Source organism: Gordonia sp. WA4-43 (assembly GCF_020520305.1).
GTDB lineage: Bacteria > Actinomycetota > Actinomycetes > Mycobacteriales > Mycobacteriaceae > Gordonia > Gordonia hongkongensis.
This window is the reverse complement of sequence record NZ_CP084736.1, coordinates 5,158,569-5,174,095: the sequence shown is the minus strand read 5'-3', so window position 1 is coordinate 5,174,095 and position 15,527 is coordinate 5,158,569. Positions and strand designations below refer to the sequence as shown.

General features: G+C 70.9%; 13 protein-coding genes. 1 reads left to right on the top strand and 12 read right to left on the bottom strand.

Going from position 1 to position 15,527, the window contains the following annotated elements; genetic code table 11:
- The first annotated feature begins 11 nt into the window (after nucleotides 1-11).
- Entirely contained in the window at nucleotides 12-491 is a 480-nt protein-coding gene (locus LEL84_RS23505) for a hypothetical protein (protein WP_065629904.1), read from the top strand.
- On the opposite strand, the gene LEL84_RS23500 is transcribed toward LEL84_RS23505, so the two are convergent.
- The 12 genes from LEL84_RS23500 to eccCa all read right to left on the bottom strand — a co-directional run bounded on the left by LEL84_RS23500 (nucleotide 439) and on the right by eccCa (nucleotide 15,438).
- Nucleotides 439-1,908: an NAD(P)H-hydrate dehydratase gene (locus tag LEL84_RS23500; protein WP_065629905.1), complete on the bottom strand. Its 1,470-nt coding sequence runs from the start codon at nucleotides 1,906-1,908 to the stop codon at nucleotides 439-441. The genes LEL84_RS23505 and LEL84_RS23500 overlap by 53 nt on opposite strands.
- A 9-nt stretch (nucleotides 1,909-1,917) precedes the next feature.
- Nucleotides 1,918-3,780 (bottom strand): glutamine--fructose-6-phosphate transaminase (isomerizing), encoded by a 1,863-nt coding sequence (gene glmS, locus LEL84_RS23495; RefSeq protein WP_065629906.1) that lies wholly within the window; start codon nucleotides 3,778-3,780, stop codon nucleotides 1,918-1,920.
- Nucleotides 3,781-3,880: 100 nt separating this feature from the next.
- Nucleotides 3,881-4,870 carry an alpha/beta hydrolase gene (locus LEL84_RS23490; protein WP_065629907.1) on the bottom strand — a complete coding sequence of 330 codons (990 nt, stop codon included), beginning with the start codon at nucleotides 4,868-4,870 and terminating at the stop codon, nucleotides 3,881-3,883.
- A gap of 10 nt (nucleotides 4,871-4,880) precedes the next feature.
- Entirely contained in the window at nucleotides 4,881-5,141 is a 261-nt protein-coding gene (locus tag LEL84_RS23485) for a hypothetical protein (protein WP_137809238.1), read from the bottom strand.
- Nucleotides 5,138-6,265 (bottom strand): hypothetical protein, encoded by a 1,128-nt coding sequence (locus LEL84_RS23480; RefSeq protein WP_226512898.1) that lies wholly within the window; start codon nucleotides 6,263-6,265, stop codon nucleotides 5,138-5,140. Before LEL84_RS23480 ends, LEL84_RS23485 begins: the two co-directional genes overlap by 4 nt.
- Nucleotides 6,262-6,642, bottom strand: coding sequence for a hypothetical protein (locus LEL84_RS23475; RefSeq protein ID WP_137809240.1), 381 nt, complete (start codon nucleotides 6,640-6,642; stop codon nucleotides 6,262-6,264). The genes LEL84_RS23480 and LEL84_RS23475 overlap by 4 nt, the downstream gene beginning before the upstream one ends.
- A 164-nt stretch (nucleotides 6,643-6,806) precedes the next feature.
- Nucleotides 6,807-7,511: an HAD family hydrolase gene (locus tag LEL84_RS23470; RefSeq protein WP_226512897.1), complete on the bottom strand. Its 705-nt coding sequence runs from the start codon at nucleotides 7,509-7,511 to the stop codon at nucleotides 6,807-6,809.
- The gene (glmM, locus tag LEL84_RS23465) at nucleotides 7,508-8,854 is read right to left on the bottom strand and encodes a phosphoglucosamine mutase (RefSeq protein ID WP_226512896.1); all 1,347 of its coding nucleotides are present in this window, start codon (nucleotides 8,852-8,854) and stop codon (nucleotides 7,508-7,510) included. Before glmM ends, LEL84_RS23470 begins: the two co-directional genes overlap by 4 nt.
- Before the next feature lie 2 nt (nucleotides 8,855-8,856).
- Nucleotides 8,857-9,378 carry a 30S ribosomal protein S9 gene (rpsI, locus tag LEL84_RS23460; protein ID WP_065629913.1) on the bottom strand — a complete coding sequence of 174 codons (522 nt, stop codon included), beginning with the start codon at nucleotides 9,376-9,378 and terminating at the stop codon, nucleotides 8,857-8,859.
- A complete protein-coding gene (rplM, locus tag LEL84_RS23455; protein ID WP_058250710.1) occupies nucleotides 9,375-9,818 on the bottom strand; it encodes a 50S ribosomal protein L13 in 444 nt (147 codons plus the stop codon). Before rplM ends, rpsI begins: the two co-directional genes overlap by 4 nt.
- Nucleotides 9,819-9,995: 177 nt before the next feature.
- The gene (locus LEL84_RS23450; RefSeq protein WP_226512895.1) at nucleotides 9,996-11,342 is read right to left on the bottom strand and encodes a type VII secretion-associated protein; all 1,347 of its coding nucleotides are present in this window, start codon (nucleotides 11,340-11,342) and stop codon (nucleotides 9,996-9,998) included.
- A gap of 16 nt (nucleotides 11,343-11,358) precedes the next feature.
- On the bottom strand, nucleotides 11,359-15,438 hold the full coding sequence (eccCa, locus tag LEL84_RS23445) for a type VII secretion protein EccCa (protein ID WP_226512894.1): 4,080 nt from the start codon (nucleotides 15,436-15,438) through the stop codon (nucleotides 11,359-11,361).
- Nucleotides 15,439-15,527 lie beyond the last annotated feature (89 nt).

The following is a 15,527-nucleotide window of genomic DNA, read 5'->3' as shown; positions in this document are numbered from 1 at the left end:
CGGAAGTCACCATGTACACGAACTCGAATCCGCAGGACCCCGCCGTTCTCACCCCGGTCCGCCTCGTGCGCCCAGCCCACGACCTCGCCGGCTTCACGCCCGCCGGCTTCGTGCCCGTCGACCCGGTCGTCCCGCCCGCGCCTCCCGGTCGGCCGGGCCTGCGCGCATCGCTGACGTCGTGGGCCGCCAACACGATCGGGTGGGTGGCGTTCGCCACGGCCGCGGTGCTCTTCCTTCTCGCCCTCGGGCACGCCATGGCGGGCGAACCCGCCGACGGGTACGGGGTCGCGGCTCTCGTCGCCTTCGGCGTGGGAGTACTCATGACGATCGTCGCCTGCGCGGGTCTCGTCGTGTCATTCGTCCAGCGGGTCAGGCACGGCGCCTTTCGGCGCCCGGGCGTCATCGCCGACGCGATCGTGCTGTCGTCGGTCACCGCGTTCAGCGTGCTGACGGCGCTGTACCCGCTCGCGTTCGTGCTGGCGGCGTGGTGAACTCGCGGATCGCCGGCCGCAGCGCCCCCAGCAGCGTCGACGCCCCGATCGGCGCGCCGCCACTCGCGAGCTGCGCCGCCCGGGCGTGGACGCGCGCGGCCGACGCACCGGCGACCAGCGGCGACCTCCCGGCGGCAAGCAGGGCCCCGGCGATCCCCGACAGGACGTCGCCGGCCCCGGCGGTCGCCGCCCACGACGACACGGCGTCGTTGCCCAGGACGTGACCCGTCGGGTCGGCGACCAGCGTGATACGTCCCTTGAGCAGCACCGTGACGCCCCACCGCGCGGCGAGACCGGAGACGGCGGTCAGACGGTCGGCGCCCAGTTCGGTACCGGTCAAGCGGGCGAATTCGCCGGCGTGCGGGGTCAGCAGCGTCGGTGCCGTCCGCCCGTCGACGAGCCCGGGGTCGCGGGCGATCAGGGTGAGCGCGTCGGCGTCGGCCAGGACCGGCAGATCGGTGTCCAGGACGGTACGCAGGGTCGTCGCGGCCGCATCGTCGGTACCCATGCCGGGGCCGAGGACCCACGCCTGCACGCGTCCGGCACCGGCGAGGTCGGGCGTGGCGACGACCTCCGGCCACTGCGCCACCACCTCGGCGTGGGCGGAGCCGACGAACCGGGTCATTCCGGAGGTCGCGGTCACCGCCGCGCCGGTGGCGAGGACGGCCGCACCGGGGTACCGATGCGACCCGGCGATCACCCCGACCACCCCCTGCGTGTACTTGTCGTCCCCGGGACCCGGTGTCGGCCAATCGATCTCGTCGTCGGTCAAGGTGGCGAGCGGCGAATCGGCGGGGTCGCCGAGGCCGGCGTCATCGAGGCCGATGTCGACGAGGACGACCCGCCCGCACTGTGGGGCGGCGAGCAGGTGGGCGCGGCGACGGAAGCCGAAGGTGACGGTGATGTCGGCACGCACCGCCGGGTCGTGGACCTCACCGGTGTCGGCGTCGACGCCCGACGGCAGGTCGACCGCGACGACGGTGGTTTCCGGACCGACCACCGCGAAGACCTCGGCGGCGTTCGCCCGCAGCGGCCCCCGGCCACCGAGTCCGACCACGCCGTCGACGATCACCTCGAGGCCGTCGGGTAGCCGCTCGCCGATCCGTCCGCCGGCGGCGCGGAATGCCCGCAGCCCGGCGGCGTGGGCGCGGTCCGGGGCGAGCAGGACCGCGTCGACCCGCACGCCGCGGCGGCACAGCTCGGCACCGGCGAACAGCGCGTCGCCGCCGTTGTCCCCCGCACCGACGACCAGCCCGACCGACCGTCCATAACATCCGCCGGTCCGGCTCAGCTCTGCCGCGATCACCCGGGCGACGCCGTGCGACGCCCGGCGCATCAGGACGCCGTCGGTGAGCAGGTTCCCCGTCGCCCGCTCGGCGGCGCGGACCTCATCGGCCGTCAGGTACCGGATCGGCATGCGGAACCGCTATTCGACGGTCACCGACTTGGCCAGGTTCCGCGGTTTGTCGACGTCGTAGCCACGGGCCTGCGCGACGCTCGCCGCGAACACCTGCAGCGGCACGGTCGACACCAGCGGTTGCAGGAGCGTCGGCGTCTTCGGGATGGGGATGAACTCGTCGGCGACGGCACGGGCGGCCGCGTCGTCGGGCTCGGCGATGACGATCGTGCGGGCTCCGCGGGCCTGGATCTCGCGGATGTTGCTGACCATCTTCGAGTGCAGCACGGCGCGGCCGTCCGGCGAGGGCATGACCGTGATCACCGGGAGCCCGTCCTCGATCAGCGCGATCGGCCCGTGCTTGAGCTCGCCGGCCGCGAACCCCTCGGCGTGCATGTACGCGAGTTCCTTGAGTTTGAGAGCGCCCTCGAGCGCCACCGGATACCCGACATGCCGGCCGATGAACAGCACCGTGTTGTGGTGCGCCAGCGAACGCGCCAGCTCCCGGACCGGCTCCATCGTGTCCAACACCTGCGCGACCGAGTCGGTCATCGCCTCGATGGCCGCGAACTCGCGGGCGACCTCGTCGGCGTACTTCGTGCCGCGTGCCTGCGCAAGCGCGAGCCCCACGAGATAGGCGGCGACGATCTGCGCGAGGAAGCACTTCGTCGACGCGACGCCGATCTCGGGGCCCGCGTGGGTGTAGAGAACCGCGTCGGATTCCCGGGGGATCTGTGCCCCGTTGGTGTTGCAGATCGCGAGGACGCGTGCCTTCTGGTCCTTCGCGTGCCGGACCGCCTCGAGCGTGTCGGCGGTCTCACCGGACTGCGAGATGGCCACCACCAGGGTCGACCGGTCGAGAACCGGGTCGCGGTAGCGGAACTCACTGGCGAGTTCGATCTCGACCGGGAGGCGCGTCCAGTGCTCGATCGCGTACTTGGCCAGCAGCCCGGCGTGGTAGGCGGTGCCGCAGGCCACCACGAACACCTTGTCGACGTCGCGCAGATCGTCGTCGGTCAGGCGTTGCTCGTCGAGCACGATGCGACCGTTCTGCAGGTGCCCGAGGAGGGTGTCGGCGATCGCGCGCGGCTGCTCGGCGATCTCCTTGAGCATGAAGAAGTCGTAGCCGCCCTTCTCCGCGGCCGCGAGATCCCAGTCGATGTGGAACGGCTTGCCGTCCCGGGCGTTCTCGTCGAAGTCGGTGACCGTGTACGAGTCGGCGGTGATCACCACGACCTCGTCCTGGCCGAGCTCGACCGCGTCCCGGGTGTGTTCGATGAAGGCCGTGACATCCGACGCGAGGAACATCTCGCCCTGCCCGACACCCACCACGAGCGGGGTCGACCGCCGCGCGGCGACGATGGTGTCCGCGTGGTCGGCATGGGTGAACACGAGCGTGAACGCACCTTCGAGGCGACGCAGCGCCGCATACGCGCTAGCCACGAAGTCGCCGGCGGTCGGCCCGAACGCGTAGTACTTCGACACGAGGTGCACGGCGGTCTCGGTGTCGGTCTCGGACACGAACTCGATGCCGTCGTCCTCGAGTTCGGCGCGTAGCTCGGCGTAGTTCTCGATGATGCCGTTGTGGACGACGGCGAGCTTGCCGTCGTCACTGGCGTGCGGATGCGCGTTCCGATCGGTCGGCTTGCCGTGTGTGGCCCACCGCGTGTGTCCGATGCCGGTCGTGCCCGACAGCGACTCGCGACCGACCGCGGCGATCTGCTTCTCGAGGTTCTCCAGCCGGAGTGCCTTCTTCTGGATCGCGGTGCTTCCCTCGCCGTCGAGGATCGCGACGCCCGCCGAGTCGTACCCGCGGTATTCCATCCGCCGCAACGCGTCGACGACGATGTCCAGGGCATCGCGCCGCCCCACGTATCCCACGATTCCACACATAGCTAGTCAGGGTACCTGCGGACGCGCGAGCGGCAGCGCGGCGCGTCGGGTGCCGAGCGGGGGTCACAGCAGGCCGCCACCGGGTACCGCGGCACGGACGTCACTCGATGGTGTCGGGCACCACCGCGTTCGGGGCCCGGGACGGCACCGGACTCGCCGCACGGCGGCGTTTGCGCTCTTTCGCGCCGAGCAACTTGGCGATCTTGTCCTGGATCTCCGGCGGATCGTCGAGGTCCACCGCGGGCACCTTGCCGAGCTCGGTGTCGGCGTCGGCGAAGGCCTCGTACCGGCTGTCGTCGTCGAGGGTGTGCAGCAGGAATCCCGTGGTCAGGGCGCGTGCGGCGGTGTGCGTCTTCTTGTCGGCGCCGTTGCCGCCGAGGAGTGATTTGATCGACCGGTGCTCGATCAGCCCGCGGGACGTCGCGGCCGGCGGGGTACGCAGCACCACACCGGGACGGGGATCGGCGGCCGACTCCGACCCGTACGCCTGTGCCAGGGGCAGGGCGTTGCCGTCGATGGTGTCGAGTTCGCCGATCGCCGACACGATGAGTCCCGGAGCACTCACCCGGCGGGCCGCGGGCAGGAGTTGCGCAGTCGTCGGCGCCGGGAACAGTGCGACCACCCCCCGGGCCGGCGGTTGCGGCTGACCGTGCAGCACGCCCTCCGACGCGGCCAATACCGCTGCGGCGGCACCGAAGCCGTGGCCGGCGAACCCGATCTTGCGCGGGTCGACGGTGATCTCGCCGAAGCCGAGCGGGACCCGGGTCACGATCGACAGCGCTGAACGGAGCTGGGCGGCCATCGTGTCGTCGGACGCGAGCAGGCCTCGCTGACCCGCCGGGACGGCGACGACGATGCCCCAGGACGCGAGGTGGTGGCACAGGTCGCGGTAGCGCTCAACCGACGTCATCCACCCGTGCCCGAACGCGATGGCGGGGAGCCGTTCGCCCTCGGCGGGAGTGAACACGACACCCGGGGTCCCGACGATCCCGAGGTCGCCGCGCAACACGCGATGGGGGCCGCGTCGGGCGAGCGCCTTCATCAGCTTCGCGGGCGACTGCGTCGGCTTCTGCTGCTTCTTGCCTGGCACAGCAGACAGCCTATGTGTTGCGCGGCGGCAGATGGGGACTGGCGTCGGCCACGTCGGCCGGCAACATGATGCCCGGGGTGGCGTCCGCGGCGTCGGCGGCGTTCTCGAGGTCGTCCCGGAGTTGCTGCGTCTCCGACCGCACCGCGTTGCGGCGATGCTCGTCCATGGCGAGTTCGAGGTCCCGCTGTCGAGCGGAGAACACGTGCGACGCCTCCGCGACGCCGGCGGTCGCGGTGCGGGCGAGGGCCTCGATCTGGTCGGCGAGGTTCACTGGTCACCCGCCAGCGCCAGATCACCCGACGATCGGTCCGGCGATGCCTCCGGTTCCGGCCCTGACCGATTCTGTTCCGACCGATTCGGTTCCGCGGCTTCGGTTTCGGCGACCACCCCGGTTGCCGCCTCGACGGTGGCCGAGGCCGTCGGCCCCGACGCGACGGGCGCGTCGTGTCCCTCGGCGCCGCCCAGCCGGAACGGGACGTCGACGCCGTCGTCGCGGGGTGCGCGCGCCGACTCGTCGGGCTCCGACGACCGTACGGACGCCGGGGGCTCGGACGCGGCCGCACCTGACACCGACACCGAGGACTCTGATCGTGCCGCGGCGGTCGCCGCCCCGGTTTCCGCCGGCCGGGCATCGGTTGTCGATTCGGCCATCCAGGTCTGGGGTCCCGGTGCGGGCGCGGCGACGGTCTGAGCCGGTTCCGCCGCGGACGGTGATCCCGGCGATACGACCGGGACGGCGTGCGGGGGCCCGGCGTCGACCGGATAGGCCTCGTCGTCGATGCCGTCGACGGACCGGTTGAGGAGGTCGAGGATTCCGGCGATCCCGCGGGTCGTCGTCTCGAGCGAGGTGCTGAACAGGGCCAGCCGGGACGAGATGTCCTCGACCGCCACCCCGATCGGCACGCGACCGGTGAGCACCGCCTGCGGCAGTTCCGCCGGCGGCACCCCGGCCGCGGTCGGTGCCGACAACCGGGCGACGGCCAGATAGAAGGTGCGCAGCAGGCGGTCGATGCCCGACGCCGCGGCCGAGGTGGCGTCGGTGAGCGTGCGCAGGATGTGCAGATCCGATTCGGCGCGACGCTGATGGTCGATGACCGTCGTGAGGGCGACGGCCGCGGACTCGCTGTTCCAGCCGTCGTCGAGGCGGACCTGCTGTTCGGGGAGATGGTGGAGTTGTTCGGACACGGCCCGGTGCGCCGACACCAGGGCGCGGCTGTCCGCGGACAAGGCCGCGATGTCGAATCCGTCGACCACGCGGAGTCCGTTGCGGAGGGTGGCATCGTCGGGGGCGGCGACCCCCATCAGACGCCCGGCCGCCACGAGTTCGATCAACGTCTCGACGCCACCCCGGGCGTCGGACCTCAGCACCGACAGCGAGTCCACGCCTCGTCTCACCGGCCGTCCACCCCCGAGGGCGGCAGCGCTCGCGAGATCTCGCCCGCCACGCGCCGATCCCCGTCCGCCATGGTCAGCGCACTGTTGCGGAGAGTGTCCGCGAGCGCCGCAGCGGCCGTGGCCTGCACCCGTAACCGGCGCGACAGGGTCGCGCTCATCTCGGCGTACGCCGCGGCCGACGGCCCGAAGGCGACCGTGTTCTCGTCTCCTGCGATCGACTCCCGAGCCCAGGTCCCGAAGTCGTGTGCGGCCAGATCGTCGGCGACCGCCGACAACACCAGCGAGGACCTGCGGTAGTACGCCGACACCGCGGACACCCGGGCGGTGTCCATCGAGATCGGGCGCGACCCGACACCGTCCGCACCGTCGCCGTTCATGTCACCCCTCCCCGACGCGCGTCCGCCAGTTCACTGCGATCCTCCGAGCGGCCCTGCATTCTTGGACGCACGGCAGCGGCCGCCGGTTCCCGGGAATTCTCCGGACACGCAGGGAATTGTCGCGTACGGAGGGGCGAGGCGCCAGTGCGCCATCAGGCGGGCGGTCAGTCGGGCAGTTCGATGCCGTGCGAGGTCACGGCGTCGAGCAGAGCGGTGGGCCGGTCGGCGGCCGGGACGTCGTGGACCAGCGCGAACGCGCAGCCGAGGGCGCGCGCCCCGCCGTCGGCGGTCTCGCTGTCCCCGACCATCAGCACCTCGTCGGCCGGCACACCCAGCGGATCGAGCGCGGCGCGGAAGATCCGGGGGTCGGGTTTGATCGCCCCGACCTCGTACGACAGCGCGAACGCGGCGACGAGGTCCTCGACGCCGTGCAGGGCCAGCACCTTGCGCAGGTCGAAGGCGATGTTGCTGACGATGCCGACGGGAACCCCTGCCGCACCGAGCTTCTGCAGCACCGCGACGGTGTCGGCGAACGGAACCCAGGAGGACGGGTCGAGCACCCGGTTGTAGAGAGCGTTCGCGTGGTCGACATTGCCCATCCCGACCGTGCGCAGCAACGCCAGGTAACCGGCCCGATGCAGCGCCGGGTCGAGATCGCGACGTTCCCAGGCGTCCTGGTCGGCACCGACCACGCCGTCGGGCAGACCGACGGGTGCGACCATGCGCCGGATGATGTCCGCCTGACGGTCGCGGTCGAACTCGGCACCCGTATCGTCGCGCAGGTCGGCGAACCACTCGTCGCGCGCCTCGAAGCGGAACAGGGTGCCGGAGAAGTCGAACAGGACCGCGCGCGGTGCCCCACCGGTCATGCCCCGGCCCCCTGGACGACGTCGGCCAGACGGCCGGCCACCGCCAGCGCCTGATCGGCGGTCGCGGCTTCGACCATCACGCGGACGAGCTGCTCGGTTCCCGACGGACGCAGCAGGACGCGACCCGTCTCCCCCAGTTCGGCCTCGGCGGCCACGACCGCTTCTTTCACCGATTGTGATTGGGCCACTGCGTGTTTGTCGCCCACGCGCACGTTGATGAGCTCCTGCGGCAGCACCGTCACGATGCCGGCCAGGTCGGCGAGCCGCGTCGACGTGGCGGCCATCCGCGCCATCAGCATCAGTCCGGTCAGGATGCCGTCACCCGTCGTGCCCGAACCCGGGACGACGATGTGGCCGGACTGTTCCCCGCCGATCGAATAACCGCCCCGCCGCAGTTCCTCGAGGACGTACCGGTCCCCGACTCCGGTGGTGTGCACGGTGATCCCGGCCTCGCGCATGGCGATGTGCAGTCCGAGATTGCTCATGACGGTCGCGACGAGCACATCGTCGTGGAGCTTGCCCTGGTCTTTCAGAGACGTCGCCAGCACGGCCATGATGGCATCGCCGTCGACGATCTGACCCGTGGAATCGACTGCGAGACAACGGTCTGCGTCACCGTCGTGAGCGAGTCCGAGGTCGGCTCCGTGCTCGAGCACGGCCGCCTGCAACTTGTCCATGTGCGTGGACCCGCAGTCGGCGTTGATGTTGAGGCCATCCGGCTCGGCGTGGATCGCGATGACCGTCGCCCCGGCGTCGGCGTAGGCCTGCGGAGCGAGCTCCGACGCCGCGCCGTGCGCGCAGTCGACGACCACGGTCAATCCGTCGAGGCGGGTGTCGACGGCCTGTGCGAGGTGGCGCCGGTAGCGGTCGCCGGCGTCCGGCGCAGCGACGATCCGACCCACCGCAGCCCCGATCGGGCGGATGAACTCACCGTCCATGGCGGCTTCGATGCGGTCCTCGACGGCGTCGTCGAGCTTGTGCCCGCCGCCGGAGAAGAACTTGATCCCGTTGTCGGGCATGGGGTTGTGCGACGCGGAGATCATCACGCCGAGGTCGGCGTGGTAGTCCGCGGTCAGGAATGCGACCGCCGGGGTCGGCACGGTGCCGACACAGATGGCGTCGACTCCGGTGGCGGCGAGCCCCGCACACACCGCGGCTTCCAGCATCTCGCCGGATGCGCGCGGATCACGTCCGACGACCGCGCGCGGACGCCGGTGCGACTCGGTCGCCGAACTCTCTGCGAAAACGACCGCGGCGGCCGAGGCCAGGCGCAACGCGAGCTCGGGGGTGAGCTCGTCGTTGGCCAGGCCTCGGACGCCGTCGGTTCCGAAAAGGCGTGCCAAGATCAGCGCTTGGAGTACTGCGACGCCTTGCGGGCCTTCTTGAGGCCGTACTTCTTGCGCTCGACCGCACGCGGGTCACGGGTGAGGAAGCCGGCCTTCTTCAGGGCGGGACGATCCTCCGGGGTGACCTCGATGAGCGCACGCGCGATGGCGAGACGCAGCGCGCCGGCCTGGCCCGAGGGGCCGCCGCCGACGAGCTTGGCGTAGATGTCGAACGACTCGGTGCGCTCGACGGTGACCAGCGGGGCCTTGATCAGCTGCTGGTGCACCTTGTTGGGGAAGTAGTCCTCCAGCGACCGACCGTTGAGGGTGAACTCACCGGAACCCGGGGCCAGGCGAACGCGGACGACGGCCTCCTTGCGGCGGCCGACGGTCTGGATCGGACGGTCGATGACGACCGGCTCGCGGACCTCTTCGACGACAGCGGCGTCGTAGTCGTCAGCGGCGACCTCGACGGCCTCCACGACCTCGACGGCAGCCTCGTCGACGGCCTCGACGGCGTCGTTGATGTTCTCGTTGCTCACTGGGCCACCTGCTTGATCTCGAAGGGGACGGGGCGCTGGGCCGCGTGCGGATGGTTCGGGCCGGCGTAGACCTTCAGCTTCGAGGCCATGGCGCGGCCGAGCTTGGTCGACGGCAGCATGCCCTTGACGGCCTTCTCGATGACCCGCTCGGGGTAGGTCGCGAGCAGCTCGGTGGTGGTGCGGGACTTCAGGCCACCGGGGTGCCCCGAGTGGGTGTAGTTCAGCTTGCGATCAGCCTTGTTGCTGGTCAGCGCGACCTTTTCCGCGTTGATGATGACGACGAAGTCGCCGCCGTCCATGTGCGGGGCGTAGGTCGGCTTGTGCTTGCCGCGAAGCAGGTTCGCGACCTGCACGGCCAGCCGGCCGAGCACCACGTTCTCGGCGTCGATGACATGCCACGTACGCGTGATGTCACCGGCCTTCGGGGTGTAGGTAGGCACAGTTGTCCTCAACTCTTGTCGAATGGATGCTGGTCGGGTGCACGGCAGAGGTTGTTCCCGGCGACCAGTGGGGACCCGGGCCTCCGCTGACCTGGACACACAGCTGTGCGCCAGGCGCCGAGCACCAGCGATCCAGGCTACGCGACCGCGCTGGTCAGGGTCAAAACGGACTCGGCCTCACGACGACGGCGACACCCGGACCGACCGCACCGCCGCCGCGCACTCGTCGTCGGCGGATTCGGCCGCGGTACCCGCCTGACAGCCGATCGAGACCTGCAGACCATCGTCGACCACGACGTACCAGCGGATCGCGCCGCCCGAGGCCGGTGACTCGCGGTAGCCGATCACGTCCCGCCCGCCGAACCGGGTGGCGGCGGAGAACTCGGTGACGACGTCGTCGCCGCGCTGCTCGATCCGGTTGCGCAGGCTCCCCGCGACCGATTCCCGGGTGGAGCCGGCGCGCACCTCGGTGAGGACGGCGATGATGCGCCGGCCGTCGTCGGGATCGACGAACACCGCGCGAGTGGTCGAGGGGTCGTCGGCCGAACCGCTCGGGGTCCGCTGTTCGGACTGCCGCCAGTCGCCGGGCACCGCCAGCGTCGCACGCCCGAGGCCGACCTCCGTCGACGCCGCGTCCGGTGCGGTGCCGCGCTGCCAGAGTCCCACCCCGATCGCACCGCTCACGACCAGGATCGCCATCACCGCCGCGGCGAGCAGCGTCCCCGACCGGCGCCGGGTGGCGCCGACCGGGAGCGAGGGTCCGGGATCAGCGCCCGGGGCCATCGTGTCCTCGTCCGCACCGCCGGTGCGGTGGCCGAGCCGGACCACGAGCTCGCGGTCGACGGCGACCACGCGTCCCGCGACCGCGTGCCCGGCGATGACGCCGATCGCCGCGGACACCTCGTCCGGGCGGTCCCCGTCGACGAACACCGCCTCGACCGAGTCGTCGATGACGTCGAGGCCGTCCGCGTTCGGCGAGGAGCGCGGCGCACGGTCGGCGCCGGGACGGATGAGCCCGGAGCGCTCGATCACCCAGCCGTCCGGACCGCGTCCGACGATCTGCACGTCCCACCACGCCGGTCGCGGGTGGCCGGGATCGGCGGGCGGCCGCGGGAGATGTGTGGTCTCGACGACGGCGCACCGCCGCACGGTGAGGTCGGCGTGACTGCGCGCGACGAGCACCGCCCGCGGTAGGAGTGCCACCGGCGCGCGGCCGTCGCCGAGGTCGGCGAGGGTCGATGCCCGACGGGGTCCCCAGGTGCTCGGGTGCCCGACGACGAGCGGTCGACCCGCGGGCAGGTCGAGGCCGGCGAAGACCCGCCGCCACACCTGCCGCAGGTGTTCGCGCCGACCGTCGACCACGACACTCATCTGGTCCACCGACTCGAGCAGCGGCCGCACATCGCGATCCACCCGGCGCAGCCCGTGCTCCGGGTCATGGACCAGCGGCGTCCCGAACGCGAGATCGACCACCGACGGACGGATCCCGTCGCCGATCGGTTGCACCTCGCCCGGCTGTGTCATCCGGCCCGACCCACCCCTAGTCGCCGATCGGGAGATGGGCGACCTGGATCATCTCCTGCGGCCGGACGCGCGACACCAGTTCGCCGCGGCCGGGCACCAGCGTCTGCATCCTCGACCGGCCGGTGATGAATCCCTCGTCCCGGTCACCGCTCATCAGCAGGATGTCCGACGACAGGTCCTTGAGGCGCGCGATCAGCGGATCGAACATCGCCCGACCGAGGCCGCCGGAACGTCGGGCGAGCACGATGTGCAGCCCGATGTCGCGCGCATGGGAGGCCAGTTCGACGATCGGGAGCATCGGATTGCCGGTCGAGGTGACGACCATGTCGTAGTCGTCGACCACCACGTACACCTCGGGCTGGCCCTCGAGCCAGGTGCGGTCCCGCAGTTGCTGGACGGTCACGTCCTCGGGTGGCATCCGGTTCTTCAGATATGCCGCCAGCTCCGTCATCATCGACGCCGCGCGGTCGGGCGAACTCGCGTAGCCGGCGAGATGATCGCCGTCGATGATCCCCAGCATCGTGCGGCGGTAGTCGACGAAGACGATGCGCACCTGCTCGGGTGTCGCACCCGCGACCAGCCCGGTGACGATCGTCCGCAGCAGGTTGGTCTTGCCGTGTTCGACGTCGGCGAAGGCCATGAAATGCGGTTGGGCGGTGAAATCGAGGACCACCGGGGCGAGTTCGAGCTCGCCGACACCGATCGCCACCTGATTGGGTGCCAGCGTCAGCCCGGCGCCGGCAACCGCGCGCTGCACCGATGCGTAGTCGATCTCGGTGCTCAGCTTGCGCACGGCCATCGCCGAGCGGCCCGGATAGGCGGCGGTGAGCTTCTCGACCGACTGGGCGACGCCCGCGGGCAGCGACTCGGCACTGCTGACGGAGTCGAGCCGGGGCAGCGCGATCAGCATGTGCAGCTCCTGCCCGGTCAGGCCGCGGCCGGGTCGGTTCTGCGGGACCAGCGCGGCGGCGCGACGACCCATGTCGGAATCCATCGGGTCGCCCAGCCGCAGCTCGATCCGGGTACCCATGAGATCGCGGACCGCCGGGCGCACCTCGGCCCACCGGGATGCGGTGACCATGACGTGGACGCCGTAGCTCAACCCCTGGGCCACGATCGCGGTGATCTGTTCCTCGAGCGATTCCAGTTCCGTCCGCAGCACGTTCATGCCGTCGAGGACGAGGAACACGTCGCCGAACCGGTCCTGCGCCAGCGGGTCCGACGCCGGCGAGGTAACACCGGACCGGAACCACGCTTCCCGGCGGGACCGGTAGTCGCGCATCGACTCGATGCCCAGTCGGGTGAACAGCAGTTCGCGCGACCGGACCACGGCCGCCACCTCGGCGACCGTACGGCGGACCGCGTCCATGTCGCCGCGCGAGGCGACCGAGCCGACATGCGGGAGCCCGGCGAGACCGGCCAGACTGCCACCGCCGAAGTCCAGACAGTAGAACTGCACCTGTTCCGGCGTGTGGGACGCGGCTGCCGACATGATGATCGTGCGCAGCGTCGTCGACTTGCCCGACTGCGGACCGCCGACCACCGCCACGTTGCCCGCGGCCCCCGCGAGGTCGATGACGAGCGGGTCGCGTCGCTGGTCGTAGGGCCGATCGACGACGCCGATCGGAACCGTGAGATGCCCCGGCACCGCCGGGTGGGACCAGTCCCGCTCGCCGAGAAGATGTTCCACGGTGGGCGAGTCGTCCAGCGGCGGCAGCCACACGCGGTGGGCCGGCGGGCCCGCGTGCTCCATGCGTTCGACGATGGTCTCCATGAGCGTGGGCACCTGCGCCGAGACCGGCTCGAACTCGGTGGGCGCCTCGGGTGCCGGCGGTTCCTCGTCGAGCAGGCTCTCGGCCTGGTCGAGCAGCGAACGCGACGCGCCCTCGTCCAGCGGCACCGGAAGTGCGGTGAACACCTTGAGGTTTCCGCGACGCGATGACGCCGTGGTCGTCGGATCGGCCGACTCCGTGACCGTCGGCGAGTAGTAGGCCCCCGACACGTAGGAGGTGTTGAACCTGATCGGGTCCGCCGAATCGCACTTGAGGTATGCCGAACCCGGGACGCTCGGCAGGTGATAGGCGTCGGGAACACCGAGAACCGAGCGGGACTCGTTGGCGGAGAACGTTTTCAGGCCGATCCGATAGGACAGGTGCGAGTCCAGGCCACGCAGCTTGCCCTCTTCCAGCCGCTGCGAGGCGAGCAGCAGATGGATGTGCAGCGAGCGACCCAGACGACCGATGGCGACGAACAGTTCGGCGAAATCGGGCTTCTGCGAGAGCAGTTCGGAGAACTCGTCGACGACGATGAAAAGCGCCGGCAGCGGATCGAGGCGCACCCCCGAGGCGCGGGCGCGCTCGTAGTCGGCGACGTTGGCGTAGTTGCCCGCCGCCCGCAACACCTCCTGGCGCCGGTTCATCTCGCCCGAGAGCGCGTCCTTCATCCGGTCGACCATCGAGAGTTCCTGCTCGAGGTTCGTGATGATCGCGGCGACGTGCGGCGCGGATTCCAGGCCCAGGAACGTCGCGCCGCCCTTGAAGTCCACGAGCACGAGATTCAGCTCCGACGGCGAATGAGTCGCCAGCATCGCCAGGACCAGCGTGCGCAGGAACTCCGACTTCCCCGATCCGGTGGCGCCGATGCACAGCCCGTGCGGACCCATGCCGCCGTGCGCGCTCTCCTTGATGTCGATCTCCACGGGCGCGCCGGTCGGCGTGTAACCGATCGGCACTCGCAGGCGCTCCCGGCCGGTACGACCGCGCCAGGCCGTCGCCGGATCGAAGCGCGCGGCGTCGTCGATGCCCAGCAGCGCGGGCAGGCCGGGGTCGGCCGAGGTCGCCTCGGACTCGAGGTGGGCCAGCGTCGCCGCGGTGGCCAGCCGGTAGCGCGCCATGCGCCGGGCGATCGCCTCCGCCTCGGGAATCGTCAGCGAGTCCATGTCGGCGAACTCCTCGACGCCGGCGGCACTGCGCGCGGAGACCTTGCCCCCGCGCACGACGAGTTGCAGCCCGCGCCGCACCGCGAGACCGTCCGGCGGCGCGGTCAGGTCGAGAATCGTGACGCCTTCCATGCCGGCGTCGTTGATGATCCGCTCGTCGCCGGCGACGTAACCGTCGTCGATGATCACCACGAGATGTGCGCGGTTGGCGTTCGGCGGCGCCGACCGGCTGAACCGGCCGCGCTCGAGGAGGTCCGCGGCCATCGAGTTCTCGAGGTCCGCCAGCGTCGGATAGATCATCCGCATCGCCCCGACGCCGTCGCGCAGCGTCGGATGTCCCACGTGCGGAAGCCATTTCGCCCAGTCCCAGGCCTCCCCCGCCGGATCACCGGTCACGATGCCGATGTGCAGGTGATCGGGACCGTGGAACGCACACAGCTCCACGACCATCGACCGGATGAGTTCGCGGGTCTCCTGCCGCGCACCCTCGATGTTGATGGCGGGGAAGCCGCGCAGCGAGATCGAGGTGGGCAGGCGGTACACCGCGGAGTGCGTCCGCACGAACCGGCGCAGGGCCACCATCGACACCGGCTCGATGTCCTCGAGGGGCCCGGTCTCCGGCGGCATGAGCCGCGTGGCGAGTCGCTGGACGCCCACCCCGACGCGCACATGGGCGAAGTCGGCGTCGCTGGGGCGGCGTTCCCACATGCGCCTGCTGCCGATCACGTCGAGCAGCGCACGCGGGTCCGGGTGGCTCCAGGTGCGTGCCGCGCGCTGGTTGTCGACGGTCTCGAAGACCTGGCCGCGCAGCTGGCCGAGATAGCGGAAGTAGTCCTTGCGATCCTCGTTGAGTTCTCCGGCGCGTTTGCCCCCGCCTCGGCCGCCGGCGGCGAACATGCCGAACATCGACATCAGCATCATCAGCGGGAACATCATGAACAGCGGGTTGGTCAGGATGTTGCGCCCACCGGTGACGACCATCAGTGCCACCATGCCGACGACGGCGACGACCATCACCACCGGCAGCAGTTTCATCAGAAGGCCGCCGGGCACCACCCGCGGCACATCCGGCGGCGCCTGGATGTTGACCTCGCCTCCGGGCGTGCGTGGGGGCGTGATGCGCGGGCGACGCACAAAGCCCTCCGTCGTCGTGACCACACGTCCCCCCTGACATGTCGCGCTGTGTATACCCGGGCGGTCGAACCCGCCGCGGTTGGCTATGTTAGCTGCTGAATCTAGGGGGAGGA